Annotated in this window: 16 protein-coding genes; 13 read left to right on the top strand and 3 right to left on the bottom strand. The window is 47.2% G+C overall.

The features are described 5' to 3' along the window. Positions 1-56: 56 nt before the first annotated feature. A complete protein-coding gene (locus NST70_RS13520; protein ID WP_342475317.1) occupies positions 57-1310 on the bottom strand; it encodes an MFS transporter in 1254 nt (417 codons plus the stop codon). Positions 1311-1424: 114 nt separating this feature from the next. On the opposite strand from NST70_RS13520, the gene NST70_RS13515 reads away from it, so the two are divergent. From NST70_RS13515 to map, 6 genes are all read left to right on the top strand, one after another. Then, positions 1425-1775 (top strand): DUF488 family protein, encoded by a 351-nt coding sequence (locus NST70_RS13515; RefSeq protein WP_017551467.1) that lies wholly within the window; start codon positions 1425-1427, stop codon positions 1773-1775. A 290-nt stretch (positions 1776-2065) separates the two neighbouring features. Then, positions 2066-2440, top strand: a complete 375-nt coding sequence (locus NST70_RS13510; protein WP_168985553.1) for a DUF1992 domain-containing protein — start codon at positions 2066-2068, stop codon at positions 2438-2440. A gap of 254 nt (positions 2441-2694) precedes the next feature. Continuing rightward, entirely contained in the window at positions 2695-3498 is an 804-nt protein-coding gene (gene motA / locus NST70_RS13505; protein ID WP_168985552.1) for a flagellar motor stator protein MotA, read from the top strand. Continuing rightward, positions 3491-4315, top strand: coding sequence for a flagellar motor protein MotB (motB, locus tag NST70_RS13500; RefSeq protein ID WP_168985551.1), 825 nt, complete (start codon positions 3491-3493; stop codon positions 4313-4315). Before motA ends, motB begins: the two co-directional genes overlap by 8 nt. A 133-nt stretch (positions 4316-4448) precedes the next feature. After that, positions 4449-4964 (top strand): type 1 glutamine amidotransferase domain-containing protein, encoded by a 516-nt coding sequence (locus NST70_RS13495; protein WP_168985550.1) that lies wholly within the window; start codon positions 4449-4451, stop codon positions 4962-4964. A 148-nt stretch (positions 4965-5112) separates the two neighbouring features. Further along, positions 5113-5865 (top strand): type I methionyl aminopeptidase, encoded by a 753-nt coding sequence (gene map / locus NST70_RS13490; protein WP_110134164.1) that lies wholly within the window; start codon positions 5113-5115, stop codon positions 5863-5865. Between the two features lie 109 nt (positions 5866-5974). Here the strand turns inward: map and NST70_RS13485 are convergent, their stop codons facing one another. Beyond that, positions 5975-6199: a DUF1128 domain-containing protein gene (locus NST70_RS13485; protein ID WP_342475315.1), complete on the bottom strand. Its 225-nt coding sequence runs from the start codon at positions 6197-6199 to the stop codon at positions 5975-5977. A gap of 124 nt (positions 6200-6323) precedes the next feature. Here NST70_RS13485 and NST70_RS13480 point away from each other — a divergent pair, with 124 nt between their 5' ends. After that, positions 6324-7166, top strand: a complete 843-nt coding sequence (locus tag NST70_RS13480) for a YihY/virulence factor BrkB family protein (protein WP_342475314.1) — start codon at positions 6324-6326, stop codon at positions 7164-7166. 305 nt (positions 7167-7471) lie between these two features. Here NST70_RS13480 and NST70_RS13475 read toward each other — a convergent pair whose 3' ends face one another. Then, positions 7472-8656 carry an MFS transporter gene (locus NST70_RS13475; protein WP_342475312.1) on the bottom strand — a complete coding sequence of 395 codons (1185 nt, stop codon included), beginning with the start codon at positions 8654-8656 and terminating at the stop codon, positions 7472-7474. Positions 8657-8768: 112 nt separating this feature from the next. Here NST70_RS13475 and cax point away from each other — a divergent pair, with 112 nt between their 5' ends. The 6 genes from cax (at position 8769) to rlmD (ending at position 15043) form a co-directional block, all read left to right on the top strand. Next, complete coding sequence (gene cax / locus NST70_RS13470) at positions 8769-9830, top strand: calcium/proton exchanger (protein WP_104851571.1); 1062 nt, start codon at positions 8769-8771, stop codon at positions 9828-9830. Positions 9831-10033: 203 nt separating this feature from the next. Then, positions 10034-10828 (top strand): YfkD famly protein, encoded by a 795-nt coding sequence (locus NST70_RS13465; RefSeq protein WP_104851570.1) that lies wholly within the window; start codon positions 10034-10036, stop codon positions 10826-10828. Positions 10829-11013: 185 nt separating this feature from the next. After that, entirely contained in the window at positions 11014-11211 is a 198-nt protein-coding gene (locus NST70_RS13460) for an SE1561 family protein (RefSeq protein ID WP_104851569.1), read from the top strand. Between the two features lie 160 nt (positions 11212-11371). After that, on the top strand, positions 11372-12160 hold the full coding sequence (pdaA, locus tag NST70_RS13455; RefSeq protein ID WP_035183746.1) for a delta-lactam-biosynthetic de-N-acetylase: 789 nt from the start codon (positions 11372-11374) through the stop codon (positions 12158-12160). A 626-nt stretch (positions 12161-12786) separates the two neighbouring features. Further along, a complete protein-coding gene (locus tag NST70_RS13450; protein ID WP_110134162.1) occupies positions 12787-13650 on the top strand; it encodes a DNA-3-methyladenine glycosylase in 864 nt (287 codons plus the stop codon). A gap of 13 nt (positions 13651-13663) precedes the next feature. Beyond that, positions 13664-15043 carry a 23S rRNA (uracil(1939)-C(5))-methyltransferase RlmD gene (rlmD, locus tag NST70_RS13445; RefSeq protein ID WP_110134161.1) on the top strand — a complete coding sequence of 460 codons (1380 nt, stop codon included), beginning with the start codon at positions 13664-13666 and terminating at the stop codon, positions 15041-15043. Positions 15044-15146: the final 103 nt, after the last annotated feature.

Below are 15146 nucleotides of genomic sequence, written 5' to 3'. Positions count from 1 at the left end.
TGCCCGTTTAAACAGACAGACTTTTTTAGCCTATTGTGCATCGATCATGCCCGTTTTCAAGCAGACAGGCGTTTCTTTTCATACTGTCGGAACATCAGCACATACATCCCCGCGCTCATTACCGCAAGCACGGCCAGGATGGAAAACGTCCATTTATAGCCGATCCAACCGGCAAGCGGGATGGAAACAGGGGCAATCGTGCGCCCGATTGTATTGCGCAAGCTTGCGGCGGCAAAATATTGCGCGCGCATTTCAGGCGGGGAAAGCTTCGAAACAAAGTCCTGCTGGATTCCGGTCACAATCAGTTCGCCAAGCGAGAACAAAAGAATCGAGAAAATAAAGCCGATGCTTGAAATCCAGACGCCGAACAAATAAATCGAAATGGCATACAGGAGGGAGGAAAGGACAAACACATTCCGTTCCCGGTACCTTGTTACCCATTTCGTCGCCGCTACTGAAAAAAGCGCGACAATTAGCCCGTTTTCGGATAAAATAAAACCGTACAGCTGCTCGCCGGTAAAGTGAAGCAGATGGAGCAAATCTGTTTCAGGAATGGCCTGCTTCGTGAATACCGGCAAAATTAAATCAAGCTGCATATACGTTTGGGAAATCAGGATTCCGGCAAAAATAAACAACATAAATATTTTATCTTTGACAATCACCTGGTAGCTCTTGGCCTGTTCCATCAGCGTACTGTACCATTTTTTACGGACGCGCTGCTGCCCGCCTGCCCAAACCGGTGCTGTTTCGCGCGTATATTTGACGAGCAGTGCGCCAAGCAGAAAACAGGAAAGAGCGGCAAAAACAAGCAGTTCAAAACGGTAATCCGCAAAAAATATCCCGCCGATTGCCGGGCCGATGACGACGGAAATGTTCATAGATGTATAAAAAACGGCAAACACATGGCTCCGGTTTTTCTCATCCACAACATCGGCAATCATTGCCTGGCTTGCCGGATAATAAAAAGAACCGAAAACGCCGGCAGCCGTAAAGCAAATAAAAGCTGTCACGGCGGAATGGAACCATGGCGAATTGGCAAATCCGAAAATGAAAAAAGACACGCCCTGCCCGATTGAGGCCACGACCATCATTTTCTTTCTGCCAAAGCGGTCGGCGTAGTATCCTCCGAGCAAATTGGCAATGACGGAAAAAACTTGTGAGGCAATCAGCAGGACACCCGCAAGCCCGGCCCCAAACGCCTCGGTGAAATAAATGGTCAGAAAGGGGAAAAACATCCAAAAGGTGATATTCATCAAGGATTCCCCAAGCAGGCGGACTTTTAAATTTTGATCCCAGTCACGTATTCTCATAAAAATTTCCTCATCTGTCCAGAATTGGTATCAACCCTATGATACCAGAAAAAGCGGGGAAAACAATGAAGAAAGTTACAGGACCGGGCAAGGCATTGAAAGGGGGATTGCCAGATGTACCGGATAAAACGAATTTATGAAGAGCCCGGCGGGGACGGCAAACGTGTGCTGGTCGACCGCCTCTGGCCGCGCGGCATATCAAAAGAAAAAGCGGCACTCGATGCCTGGATGAAGACAGTTGCGCCGACGGGTTCCCTCAGGAAAAAATTTAACCATAATCCGGCTTTTTTTGCTGAATTTGCCGCGCTTTATAAGGAAGAGCTGGACCGGCTGGAAGACAGAACGGAACTGGACCGGCTGATCGAATGGGGAAAGGCTGGAACGGTTACATTGCTCTACGCGGCAAAAGACGAAAAGCACAACCAGGCGGTGGTGTTAAAAGAATATCTCGAAGAACGGTCATAATCGAAAGGCGCCGCATACGCTGCGGCGCCTGTTATTACGGGTTGTGCATGCGGTTTTTAAACGCTTCGTGCGGAAATGTTTGCTCGTCGTCATAGTTGCTGTCTTTATGCTGCTTTTCACCGGCCATCTGGTCTTTCGGAAAACGGCCCGGGTGGCCTTATCTTTTGTGGCCAAACATTTCTCCGCGTCCCATCCTTGTTCCCCCTTCCTGCCTATAGCGTCTCTTAAACAGAAGGAAATATGTGCCCGCATGCGGTATAATGGTAAAAAAGCGAAAGGGGTGCCGATCTTTGGATTTCATGAGAATGACGGAAGAGAAAATCCGGAGAGCGTATGAAGAAGGGCAATTTGAAAATCTGCCGGGATACGGAAAGCCGCTCCCGAAAGACCCGCTTTCCGGCGTGCCGGAAGATTTGCGGATGGCTTACCGGATTTTACAGAATGCCGGTTTTTCCCCGGAAGAAGCCAATTTAAAGAAAGAACTGCTTTCCATTGAAGATTTAATCAAACAATCTGAAAATGAAATGGAAAAAGAAGGATTACAAAAGAAACTGAGCGAGAAACTGCTGGCGTATAACCAAATGCTCTCCAAAAAACGGATCAAAACAAACAGCGCCATTTTTAAAAATTATCAGGATAAAATTGAAAAAAAGCTGTTTGATTAAGGGATGCCGCGAACACGACCGGAAGTGAAGCGGTTCCGTTTCAGGCAGCTCGTTAGAAAATGGGCGGCGTCCTGGATGAGGTACAGGGCGCCGTTGAATTGTAATCGCCTACTAAAGCCCAGGGAACGGAAATCAGCTGTCCCATTTACAAGGGCGTTTAAAAACCGCATCATTTTTCCCGCTTTTTTTACTATAAATTGCCGCCATCCATCCGATATAATGAAAGAAGACATTATGATATTCAGGTGAAAAAAATGGATAAATCATCAATTATTGGCGTAATTCTGGGTGTTGTGGCAATTGGTACCGGCATGGTGTTAAAAGGGGTAAGCCCGGCTGTCCTCGTCAACCCGGCTGCCCTTTTGATTATACTGGCGGGAACGGCTGCGTCCGTCATTATCGGTTTCCCAATGAGTGAATTGAAAAAAGTTCCGAAACTGTTGAAGATTATTTTTACGGAACAAAAACTGATGAGCACGGAAGAAATGATCCGCTTTTTTTCCGACTGGGCTCAGACTGCCCGGAGAGAAGGGCTGCTGGCGCTTGAAGCAAGGCTGGATGAAGTCGATGACGCTTTTTTGAAAAACGGCCTGAGCCTTGCGATTGACGGGCAGAGCGCCGAATATATCCGCGATGTGCTGAGCGAAGAAATTGAAGCAATGGAAGAAAGGCATCAGATGGGGGCTGCCATTTTTTCACAGGCAGGCACGTATGCCCCGACACTCGGGGTGCTCGGTGCTGTATTGGGGCTGATTGCCGCTCTCGGAAATATGTCGGATACAGAAGTGCTTGGGCATGCCATTTCAGCCGCATTCGTGGCCACACTGCTCGGGATTTTTACCGGCTACGTATTGTGGCATCCGTTTGCCAATAAATTAAAACGGAAGTCCAAAAACGAAGCAAAAAACAAGGAAATGATGCTGGAAGGGATTCTCTCCATTCTGGCAGGCGAATCCCCGCGCGTGATCGAACAGAAACTGGCGTCTTATTTGCCAAATGAAGAACGGATACAACTGATGGAAGAGATTACAGAAGGCAGCGTGGCAACAAATGAGTAAAAAGCGGAAGAAAAAACAAGAAGAAGAGGAAAACAGCGAGGCATGGCTCCTGCCTTATTCCGACCTTTTGACATTGCTTCTTGCCCTGTTTATCGTTCTGTTTGCAATGAGTTCCATTGATGCCCAGAAGTTTCAAAGATTTTCTAAAGTCTTAAACGGGGTGTTTGTTGGCGGGACGAGCTTTTTCGATTATACGAAGCAGACATCCGGGGATGATAACGGCACATCCGACACAGAAAAATTTATCGAGCAAAAGAAAAATGATGCACAAAAAAACGGGGACAGCACAACGAATGGTTCAAAAAGCAACAGCACAACAAATGCATCAAATGGGCAAGGGGACGCCCAATTAAAAGAAACCCAGCAAAAAATCAACACATACATAGCGCACAATAAATTGGAAGGAAAGTTTGAAACGTCTTTGACAGGCGAAGGGCTTTTGATTACGATCCGAGACAATGTCCTGTTTGATTCGGGAAAAGCGGAGGTCCGGAAAGAAGATATCAAAACAGCCAAAGCCCTTTCCAATTTGCTCGTAATGGATCCGCCAAGAAGCATTATCGTGAGCGGCCATACGGATAATGTGCCGATCCACAACTCCGTCTTTCAATCAAACTGGGACTTAAGCGTGATGCGCGCAACCAATTTTTTAAAGATCATTTTAGAAAACAAAAATTTAAATCCGAAATATTTTTCGGCAAAAGGATATGGGGAATACCATCCGATTGCGTCGAATGATACGCCGAATGGCCGGGCAAAAAACCGGCGGGTGGAAGTACTCATTCTCCCGAAAAATGAGGAAGGAAGCGACCGGTAAAACCAGGCAAAAAGAGCGCCCGGATCCGTATTTCCAATCGCCCCATCGTTCCGTGAAGCAAACTGTTTGTTTGAAACCGCACAAACGAGGTAAAATATAAACGTCCCAAAGATTAGAAAAGGAGATGGTTCGATTGGCTAAAAAGATCGCTGTACTTGTCACTAATGAAGTGGAAGATTCTGAGTACACCGAACCGGTGAAAGCATATAAGGAAGCCGGCCATGAAATTGTCAATATTGAAATGGAAGCCGGAAAAACGGTAAAAGGGAAACACGGCACCGAAATCCATATCGACAAAGGCATCGATGATGTCAGCGTGGATGATTTTGATGCTCTCCTGATCCCGGGCGGCTTTTCTCCGGACCAGCTCCGTGCCGACGATCGCTTTGTCCAATTTGTAAAACAATTTATGGATTCGAAAAAACCGGTGTTTGCAATCTGCCACGGCCCGCAGCTTTTGATTACGGCAAAAGCATTGGAAGGCCGGTCTGCCACAGGTTACAAATCAATCCGTGTTGACATGGAATATGCCGGCGCGAACTTCCGCGACGAAGAAGTTGTCGTATGCCAAAACCAACTTGTCACAAGCCGTACGCCGGATGACATCCCTGCATTTAACAGGGAATCGCTGAAACTCCTGAACGGATGAGCTTGTATGTAAAAACTGCTGCCTCTTTCCGGGCAGCAGTTTTTTTACTTTGCGCACAATGCAAATTAGGGATATGATAAATGGAGCGGGGAAACAGAAAATGAACTTTTACATAGAATAATGTTGCCATAATGAAAGGAAGTAGAAGATGATTACACTGAAATCGCAAAGAGAAATTGACATGATGAAAAAAGCAGGCAAACTGCTTGCTGATACGCATAAAAAAATTGCAAAAATGATCAAGCCGGGGATCACAACATGGGAAATTGAGGAATTTGTTGACCGTTATTTAAGGGAGCACGGGGCAACCCCTGAACAAAAGGGGTACCAAGGCTATCAGTATGCGACATGTGCAAGCATCAATGATGAAATTTGCCACGGGTTTCCGCGGAAAACGCCGTTAAAGGAAGGAGATATCGTCACGATTGATATGGTCGTCAACCTGAACGGCGCGCTGGCTGATTCCGCCTGGAGTTATCCGGTCGGAAAAGTAAGTGAGCAGACGCAAAAACTGCTTGATGTTACAAAAGAAGCGCTTTATAAAGGAATTGAACAGGCCAAACCGGGCAACCGGATCGGTGACATCGGCCACGCCATTCAGACGTATGTGGAAGCACAGGGGTTCTCGGTTGTCCGCAATTTTATCGGCCATGGCATCGGCCCGACGATCCACGAAAAACCGGAAGTGCCGCACTACGGGCTGCCGCATAAAGGACCGCGCATTAAAGAAGGCATGGTGTTCACGATCGAGCCGATGGTCAATATCGGCAGCTACGAAACGAAGATGGACGACAACGGCTGGACTGCCCGGACAAGGGACGGATCCCTTTCCGCCCAATATGAACATACCATTGCAGTTACAAAAGACGGCATTGTGATCATTACGGATCAGGAAGATTAATGCTGCACTGAACCCGGATCCGGCTGGAGTGCTGCACAGCGCCGGAAACCTAAAAAAGCTGGGAGGAATAGAGGCTCCCAGCTTTTTTACATTCCGAAACCGGCCGGCATTAATCTTTTTTCAGGCTGCCGAGCTCTTCCACGATGGCTTGCATTTCATTCGGGCTGAATGTATTTTTTTTCATCACCATTTCGTACAAATCAAACAAATCGTCATAACGGTCAAGGCTAAACTGGGACGACTGCAGTGCCGCCGTATTGACCATTTTTAATTTCGCTGTGATTGCTTGCACCATATAAGCCATATTTTGCGCTGTTTTTTCTGAAAGATCCAACATTTTCACCCTTTTCGTGTTTTTCTTGTTTTATTATACCGCATGACTACCGATCCGGAAACGTTTCATACGGAACGGAGAGGGAAATATAATGGTAAACCGGACGGACAGAGGGTGATGAAAATTGGATAAAATTGCACTCCAGGCAGAAAAAAAACGTTCAATCATTGCGGCTTTGTTAGAGAACTCAAAACGGAACGATATTACCGGGATGGCTGCACAGTTATCCTACTTTTTTCTTTTATCTCTATTTCCGCTATTGATTTTTTTGTTTACCTTGCTTCCTTATTTGCCGATTAAATCGGATGATGTGTTGAATATGGTCAGGCATTTTGCGCCAAGCCAGTCGTTTAAGCTGATCGAAACCACCTTGAAAGAAGTGCTGACCAACCGGCACGGCGGCCTGCTTTCTTTTGGGATGATCGCGACTTTGTGGTCCGCTTCCAACGGGATGAACGCGGTCATTAAAGCATTAAACCGGGCTTATAAAGTAGAGGAATCACGCCCGCCTGTCATGCAGCGGCTCATGTCGGTGATGCTGACACTCGGGATGATCATCGTGTTTATAGTTGTTATTTTAATTCCTGTTTTCGGTGAGCAACTCATCCATTATGTGTTTTCTTACTTCGGGCTGCCGAATGATTTGAAAAATATGATCAATATTTTAAGATGGATGCTCACGCCGGTCCTGCTGTTCATTGTGTTTGCGTTGTTGTACTTTTTTGCGCCGAATGAAAAATTCGGCTGCCTGACGGTTGTCCCCGGAGCCATTTTTGCAACAGTCGGCTGGATTGTGGCGTCACTCGCTTTATCGTTTTATGTCAGCCATTTCGGGAATTATAATGCCACATACGGAAGCCTCGGCGGGATGATCATCATGATGCTTTGGTTTTATATTAGCGGCATCATCCTCATTTTTGGCGGTGAACTGAATGCAGTTTTAAATGATAAGCACAAAAATTGCTAATTTGGATAACTGCTTTTAAGCGCATATTAAAAAAACGGCAAGTTGCCGTGCCATCTTAATGAAGAAACGAAGCATTCTGAGTGAAGAAGGGCGTTCCAAATTCCGCCTGTTTTACAAGTGAAGACAGGCGGACAAATAGGGAAAGCAGTCTAAATTTCGCGCGCTCTTAACGGAGAGATCTCCCGGGTTAAGATCGCGGCCGGTTTTTCCGGTAAATCTTATCCCCGGCAACCCAGGCAGCCGATTTTGGCGGACAAAAGGCAAAGTTACCGGGTCTTCAAAACGTGCACGGCAGCACGCAGCCGTTAGGAGTGCCGGGGGACGGGGGCGGTCGTTTTTTTGAAACGGAAAATCAAAACGGACAAAACAAACAATATCATGCAAATCAGCAGGAAAAATACAGGCCCATTTGTATATTTAATGATCACGCCACAAAGATACGGGCCGGCCATGCTGCCAAAGCTGTACAGAATGCCGCACATGATGTTGCCGGCGGGAAGGAGCGGCCGCGGCAGCAGATCGGACAGGTAACTGATCCCGAGAGAAAACGTCGAGCCGACGGCCATACCGGCAACGAAAAAGTAAGCAAACAGCGCGATGGCGTTTGATTTGCTAAAAGCAGCCCCCGCAAAACAGGCGCAGCCGATCAAAAGGACTGCAATCAACACTTTTCGCCTTCCGAGCCGGTCGCTTAACATGCCGAGCGGAAGCTGAAAAACGATGCTTCCGATCGAGAAGGCAGGGATAATCATGGAAACAGCATCGACATTGATTCCGTTTCTTAATGCATAAACCGGGAAACTGCTGTTTAAAGACGATTCCATGAATCCGTAACCGAGCGGCGGGAGCAATGCAACCCACGCCAGTTTCCAGACCTTACCAAAGCGCTGAAATGTGGCCAGAAAAGAAACATTTTCCAAATCTGCTTCCGGGTGCTCATTTTTTAAAAGAAAAACGGCCAGCCAGAAACAAAGGCTGATGATGGAGCAGGCAATAAAGGGAAGGCGCTCATCCACATTTACAAGCCTTGTCATATACGGCCCGACGGCAAATCCAAGGCTGAAAAAAAGCCCGTATAACGCAATGTTCCGCCCGAGCCGCCCTTTCCGGGAGAAAGACGTGATCCATGTCTGCGCCGAAAAATTCAGCATATGGTCTCCAATGCCGATGAAAAGGCGCAAAACAAACCAAAACCATAACGATTTCCAGGCCGGAAATAAAAGCAGTGAGGCAAATACGGTCAGCCCGCCCGTTAAAATAAGCGGCTTATATCCGAATTTCCGCAGCGGCGCTTCCATGAGCGGGGATGCAAATAAAACGCCGATATACAGGCCGGTTGCATTCAGCCCGTTCAATGATGCATCAATTCCATCTTTTTCAAAAATAATGGAAATCAGCGGCAAAAGCATGCCCTGTGTAAATCCGGAAACAGAAGTCATCAATACCAAAATCCAAAAACGCATATTTTCATAACGATTCATTGCTCTCACCCGGCTTGTTCTCGTTGTGCATTCGTTCTCTATAGCATAATCAGATCAGAAAAATTTGGCAAGCCAACTGATCTTTTGTAAAATTTTATAGAAAACAGATAGGAGGATGGCTATGAATAAAATGTTTGCCATTATGGTGATCATCGGGGTTCCCGTCTCGGTTGCTGGAGCACTTCTGCACTGGCCGAACGTGTTGATGTTTGCCGTTTACTGCCTGACCATCATTGCGCTGGCCAGCTTTATGGGCCGGGCAACCGAAAGTCTCGCCATTATAGCGGGTCCGCGGATCGGCGGTTTGTTAAACGCCACATTCGGGAATGCGGTAGAATTGATTATTTCATTGTTTTCCCTAGCGGCCGGGCTCCATCAAGTCGTGCTTGCTTCTTTGACGGGCTCTGTGCTCGGAAACTTGCTGCTTGTTGCAGGCATGTCGTTTTTGTTCGGGGGGATCAAATACAAACGCCAAAAATTCAACGTATATGATGCACGGCATAACTCAGGCCTTTTAATTTTCGCGATTTTTGTCGCATTTGTGATTCCTGAAATCTTTTCCATGAAGATGTCAGAAGGGAAGACGATCAGCCTCAGCATTGGCATTTCCATTATTTTAATCCTGCTTTACTTGTTTGCCCTGTTTTTTAAACTGGTGACACACCGCGGGATTTACCAGGACAGGGAAGCCCGGGCCAAGGAGCAGGAAGGACACGAAGAGCCGGAATGGTCAAAGGGAAAATCAATCATTGTACTTGCCCTTGCGACGCTTGCAGTGGCTTATATCTCGGAAAATCTCGTACATACTTTTGAGTCCGTTGCAAAAAGTTTCGGATGGAGCGAAATGTTTATCGGGATTATCATCGTCGCCATTGTCGGGAATGCTGCAGAACATGCTTCGGCTATTTTGATGGCGGTAAAAAATAAAATGGACATTGCGGTTGAAATTGCATTCGGCTCCACACTCCAGGTGTCCATGTTTGTCGTCCCTGTCCTTGTGCTTGCATCCTTGTTTTTTGAAAAAGCCATGCCGCTTGTCTTTTCCATACCGGAGCTGGTCTCGATGATCGCTGCGGTCATGCTTACGATCATTTTGGCAAATGACGGCGAAACCAACTGGTTTGAAGGGGCTACTATGCTGGCAGCCTACATTATCATGGGGATCGGGTTCTACTTGCTGTAATGCCAGAAGTTGTCATGCGGCTAACAGGGCTTTTTCAGTAACGCCGGAATATTACCGGCCGTTAAGCTTACACAGAGTGGCGAGTGCATGATGCATACGGCGTAAAAGGGACTAGGTTTTATTTGCTGGAAGCGGATATTTTAATCCGGGCAGGAAAAAATAACGGTACGTTCGTGAACCTCTTGTGAAAGGAGATAACATCAATGAAATGGATGCGGACGATCCTGATTTTCCTGCTCGCAGTACTTTTTGTTGCGCCGGCGGGAGAAGCAAAGCCGACAGAAAAACAAGTGCAAATTCCACAGTCGGTCCTGAACATTGCAAAAGAAAATACGTATCCGAACTCGTCACAAGATCTGCCCTACTTGCAGCCAAGCAAGTTTACCGAAACATTGCTGAAAACATCCAATGTGAGAATTGAAAACCCGAATCTCGTGCGGATGTTGAATGAAACAAGCGTGAACCGTTCATTTTTATCGCTCGGTCTGCGCGCGAAAATTTACCTGGGCGAATGGCCGCTGAATTATGAATCCAGCGAAACGTCGCCAAACTGGCAATACCAAAAAATCAATACGAACTACTTTGATAACCGCGGCGGCGATGCCAATTATAAAATGCACTACGTCCAGGAAGCGCAAAAGATCGTGCGCGGCGGCCTGACTGCCAGGATTCCGCAAGCGGACGATGTCAAGAAAATGATGCTGTTAAAAGCAATGGAAAACTCGAAGTTGCCGCTTTCCTTTGACACGATTATCGGGGCCGGCACAAAAAAAGGCCATGAATACAATGTCCCGAAAAAACGGCTCGGCTATTTGTATGCTTATGCCCCGGCTGTGAATGAAAAAGGAAAAGTCACATACGGCGAAGTGTACCTTGTTCTTAAAGGGACGAAACGGGAAATTTTAGTTAAAAACGTCACTTCCCACGGTATTGGCGCCTGGATTCCCATTCAGGACTATGTTTCGTTCAGTTTTTCTGTGAGCGAACAGCCAAAATAAGGAAGTTTATTAAGATTGGCCCGGGCAGGTTCACCGGTTTTTGGTTTAGCTGCTGAGGAGGCCTGTCTCATGCCAATTTTCTATGGGCAAACGCCAATAAGAAAAAGCTGTCTGAACGGCAGCTTTTTTCTGTGCCGGAAATGGGGTATACTATAATAAGAAAGTAGTACGTGAGGAGGATTTTTTTGGGGAAAGCGGTATATGATAAGGACCAGCAACTGACTTATTTAATGGAACGGCTGAATATCTTTTTGGAGGTTCTGGATTCGATTGATCCGGAAGCGGCAAGCCTTGAAGATATAGATCGGCTTATTCAAATGATCGATGAAATCGAACTGAAAATAGACCAATTTAAAAAGCGCAAACCGGCCCCTTCTTTGTAAAGGCCGGTTTTTTATCTGGCAGCGGGGAATTCGGGTGTGGACCGGGGGAGGAATGCCGTTTTGGAACGATGTTGCCCTGTTTTTCAGCGCTAACAGAAACTGCCAGCATTTCCGCCTGCAGAAATGAAAAAGATAAGGAAAACAACAAAGGAGTTTGGTTATGAGAAAAGTTTTTGCGACACTTTTTGCAGTGTTCCTGTTTTTTTCAGTATGCCCAGAGCGAGATGCTTTTGCCATTTCCAACGCCCCGATCAACTGGGGATTTAACAAAGGCAAAAACGGGCAGCAGGCGGATGCCGGCGCCGCTTATAACGCCCTTTTGCAAAAATACGGCGGCATTTATAAGGGCAATCCGAATGACAAGTATGTGTATTTGACGTTTGACAATGGATACGAGAATGGGTACACCCCGAAAATACTCGATGTTTTGAAGAAAGAAAAAGTCCCCGCCATCTTTTTCGTCACCGGCCACTATTTAAAATCACATCCGGATCTGGTGAAACGGATGGTGAAAGAAGGCCATATCATAGGCAACCACTCGTGGGGCCATCCGGACATGACACAGATTTCCGATGCGCAAGTACGTGAAGAATTGGAAAAAGTGAAAGCGGAAACCGCCCGCCTTACCGGCCAGAAAGAAATGAAATATTTGCGCCCACCCCGCGGCATCCTGAGCGAGCGGACGCTGAAACTGGGCAATGAAGAAGGCTACACCCATGTCCTCTGGTCACTGGCTTACCTCGACTGGGATGTGAACCGCCAGCGCGGCACACAATTTGCCTATGACAGTATCATGTCGCAAATCCACCCCGGAGCCATTATTTTGCTCCATACCGTGTCAAAAGACAACGCCAACGCTTTGGAACGCGTGATCAAAGACTTGAAAAAACAAGGCTACAAATTCAAAAGCATGGATGAGTTCATGAAAACCGAGAAATTGAAAAAGTAACCAAAGAGGGCTGCCTTAAAAGTGAAGGGCAGCTCTGTTTTTCTTGCCGGCCAGAAGAAAAAGTGCTTGCCGGGTCGAATGAGGGTTTGCTGCATAAGCAAAGTTCCTATGGTGCCGCGTTCACTGCCGCATGGGCGTCTAATTCGACAAATGCGCACGCGGATCTTTTGCTTTTGTCTAATTGAAAAAGCTAATTAGACAAAAGGCCGCGCCGCCCACCTGCAATTGTCTAATTAGAAACGCTAATTAGACGAATGAGCGTGCAGTCCTCCTGCAAATGTCCAATTGGCGGTTCTAATTAGACAAATGACCACGCCGCTCATCTGCAATTGTCTAATTGGAAACGCTAATTAGACAAATGATCGTGGCACTCATCTGCTTTTATCTAATTGAAAAAGCTAATTAGACAAATGACCGCGCTGCTCGCCCACGTTTGTCTAGTTGTTGGAAGGTCTAACTGTACAAATGCCCGCGCATCCCTCCTGCATTTGTCCCATTGAAAACCTAATTAGATAGATAACCGGCCGGGTCTCTTTATCCTGTGATGTTTTCATGCCGCGTTGAATCGGCAATGAAAAGGGCGAGTGCTTGTGCTATAATACTTAAAAACGAATTGAGAGGACGCCATGTGGGAGAAAATCGTTAAAATCAATGGCCCGTACAATTTTGACCGTGCGCTCGAAAGATTAAGCCTCGACCCGTTACAGGCGGTGGATCCGCTTAGCCGGACAGTGAAAATCCCGATATACGACAAACAGCCGGGGGTAGCAGTCATTACCGCAACCGGCACAACCGAAAAACCAGAATTCCGGATTCAGGGGGGAAACGCGGACATAGCCCAGATGGTAGAAAAACGGATTTTCCATTTGTTTCAATGGGATACCGATATCGCTGGGATCTCACAGCATTTTACCGGCACTGCCCTTGAACCGCTTTTTAAAGAACACCGCGGCACGCCGTTTGTGCTAGACTTTTCGCCATATGCCTGCCTGATCAAATGCATCATCCACCAGCAGCTCAATATGAAATTTGCTCACACGTTGACAGAGCGTTTCGTCTATAACTTTGGTTTCCAAAAAGACGGTGTCTGGTTTTATCCGTCTCCGGAAAAAACGGCTGCATTGCAAGTTACAGATTTACGCGCCCTGCAGTTTAGCGAGCGGAAAGCAGAGTATGTGATCGGGCTTTCCAGATTGGTGGCATCAGGCGAACTCGACTTGGCAGAACTTGAAAAGAAACCGGATGAAGAAATCTTAAAAACGCTCGTGAAAATCCGCGGCATCGGCCCGTGGACCGTCCAAAATTTTCTCATGTTCGGGCTCGGCCGCCTGAATCACTTTCCAAAAGCCGACATCGGCATTCAAAAGGCATTGAAAAAACTTTTCCAGCTTGAGAAAAAACCGACTTATGAAGAAATGGACGCTTACGCAAAAGACTGGGAGCCTTATTTGAGTTATGCCTCCCTGTACTTATGGCGCACCATTGAATAGAAGGACGGATTTTATGCAAAAACAAGTTATTATTAAACCAAAACAGCAATTCCCTTTGACGATCAAACGGCTCGGCATCAACGGGGAAGGGGTCGGCTATTTTAAACGGACGGTCGTTTTCGTGCCGGGTGCGCTGCCGGGTGAAGAGGTGGTCGTTGAAGCCAAACGGATACACCCGAAATATGTGGAAGGCATTGTCAAAAAGGTGCGCAAACGCTCGCCCCACCGGGTAAAAGCCCCGTGCCCCGTCTACGAGCAGTGCGGCGGTTGCCAGCTCCAGCACCTTGCGTACAAGCAGCAGCTCATCGAAAAACGCGACATTGTCATCCAGGCGCTCGAACGCCATACAAAGTTAAAAGTGGACGAACTCGATATCCGCCCGACGATCGGTATGGATAACCCATGGCTGTACCGGAACAAAAGCCAGTTCCAGCTCGGTGAAGACCATGGGAAAATCATTTCCGGCCTTTACAGCCTTGATTCTCACCGGCTGATCAACGTCCCGGAATGCATTGTCCAGCATCCGCTGACAAACAAAGTGACACAAGTGGTGACACAAATTTTAAATGATTTCCATGTCCCGGTGTACAATGAAAAAACCGGGAAAGGCATCGTGCGAACCATTGTCACAAGGGTCGGCATCGAGACCGGCCAGGCTCAGGTTGTGCTGATTACGGCCAAGCGGGAACTGCCGCGCAAAGATGTCATCCTTTCCGAGATTAAAAAGCGCCTGCCGGAAGTCGTATCGGTTGCGCAAAATGTGAATGCCAAAAAAACGTCGGTTATTTTCGGCGACGAAACAATTCATTTATCCGGAAAAGAAATCATTGAAGAACGGCTCCAAGAATTCACATATGAACTCTCCGCCCGCGCCTTTTTCCAGTTGAACCCGATCCAGACGGTGAAGCTTTACAATGAGGTGAAAAAAGCCGCTGCGTTGACCGGCAAGGAGAAAATTGCGGATGCCTACTGCGGTGTCGGCACCATTGGCTTGTGGCTCGCGGATGGCGCATCCGAAATCCGCGGTATGGATGTGATTCCGGAAGCGATTGAAGATGCTAAGAAAAACGCCGCCGCCCACAACATCCCGAACGCCCATTACTTTGCCGGTAAAGCAGAAGTCCTCCTGCCAAAATGGCTGAACGAAGGCTGGCGCCCGGACGTTGTCATCGTCGACCCGCCGCGCTCGGGCTGTGACGAATCCCTTTTACGGACGATTTTGAAGGTAAAGCCAAAGAAATTTGTCTACGTGTCATGCAACCCTTCCACTCTGGCAAAGGACTTACACATATTGAGCAAGGCTTATGACATAGCGTACATGCAGCCTGTGGATATGTTTCCGCAAACGGTGCACGTAGAGTGTGTGGTCTCGATGTCAAGGGTGGAGAAATAGGACTATTCACTTAAGACCATAACAGATGTGATAGATGTTAAAATCCAATACGGATTCCTTTTCTGGGTTAATCCGATAAAAATCATTTGTGAAACCGGGGGCG

It is taken from the genome of Weizmannia sp. FSL K6-0777 (assembly GCF_038593185.1).
GTDB classification, from domain to species: domain Bacteria; phylum Bacillota; class Bacilli; order Bacillales; family Bacillaceae_C; genus Weizmannia; species Weizmannia faecalis.
This window is presented reverse-complemented; position numbering and strand designations above follow the sequence as displayed.

What these genes read in the sequence shown, in the direction of transcription:
- map (WP_110134164.1), top strand. Translation starts at nt 5,113, where the DNA reads ATGATTACACTGAAATCGCAAAGAGAAATTGACATGATGAAAAAAGCA.
- NST70_RS13450 (WP_110134162.1), top strand. Translation starts at nt 12,787, where the DNA reads ATGTGGGAGAAAATCGTTAAAATCAATGGCCCGTACAATTTTGACCGT.
- rlmD (WP_110134161.1), top strand. Translation starts at nt 13,664, where the DNA reads ATGCAAAAACAAGTTATTATTAAACCAAAACAGCAATTCCCTTTGACG.
- NST70_RS13515 (WP_017551467.1), top strand. Translation starts at nt 1,425, where the DNA reads ATGTACCGGATAAAACGAATTTATGAAGAGCCCGGCGGGGACGGCAAA.
- NST70_RS13465 (WP_104851570.1), top strand. Translation starts at nt 10,034, where the DNA reads ATGAAATGGATGCGGACGATCCTGATTTTCCTGCTCGCAGTACTTTTT.
- motB (WP_168985551.1), top strand. Translation starts at nt 3,491, where the DNA reads ATGAGTAAAAAGCGGAAGAAAAAACAAGAAGAAGAGGAAAACAGCGAG.
- pdaA (WP_035183746.1), top strand. Translation starts at nt 11,372, where the DNA reads ATGAGAAAAGTTTTTGCGACACTTTTTGCAGTGTTCCTGTTTTTTTCA.
- cax (WP_104851571.1), top strand. Translation starts at nt 8,769, where the DNA reads ATGAATAAAATGTTTGCCATTATGGTGATCATCGGGGTTCCCGTCTCG.
- NST70_RS13520 (WP_342475317.1), bottom strand. Translation starts at nt 1,310, where the DNA reads ATGAGAATACGTGACTGGGATCAAAATTTAAAAGTCCGCCTGCTTGGG.
- motA (WP_168985552.1), top strand. Translation starts at nt 2,695, where the DNA reads ATGGATAAATCATCAATTATTGGCGTAATTCTGGGTGTTGTGGCAATT.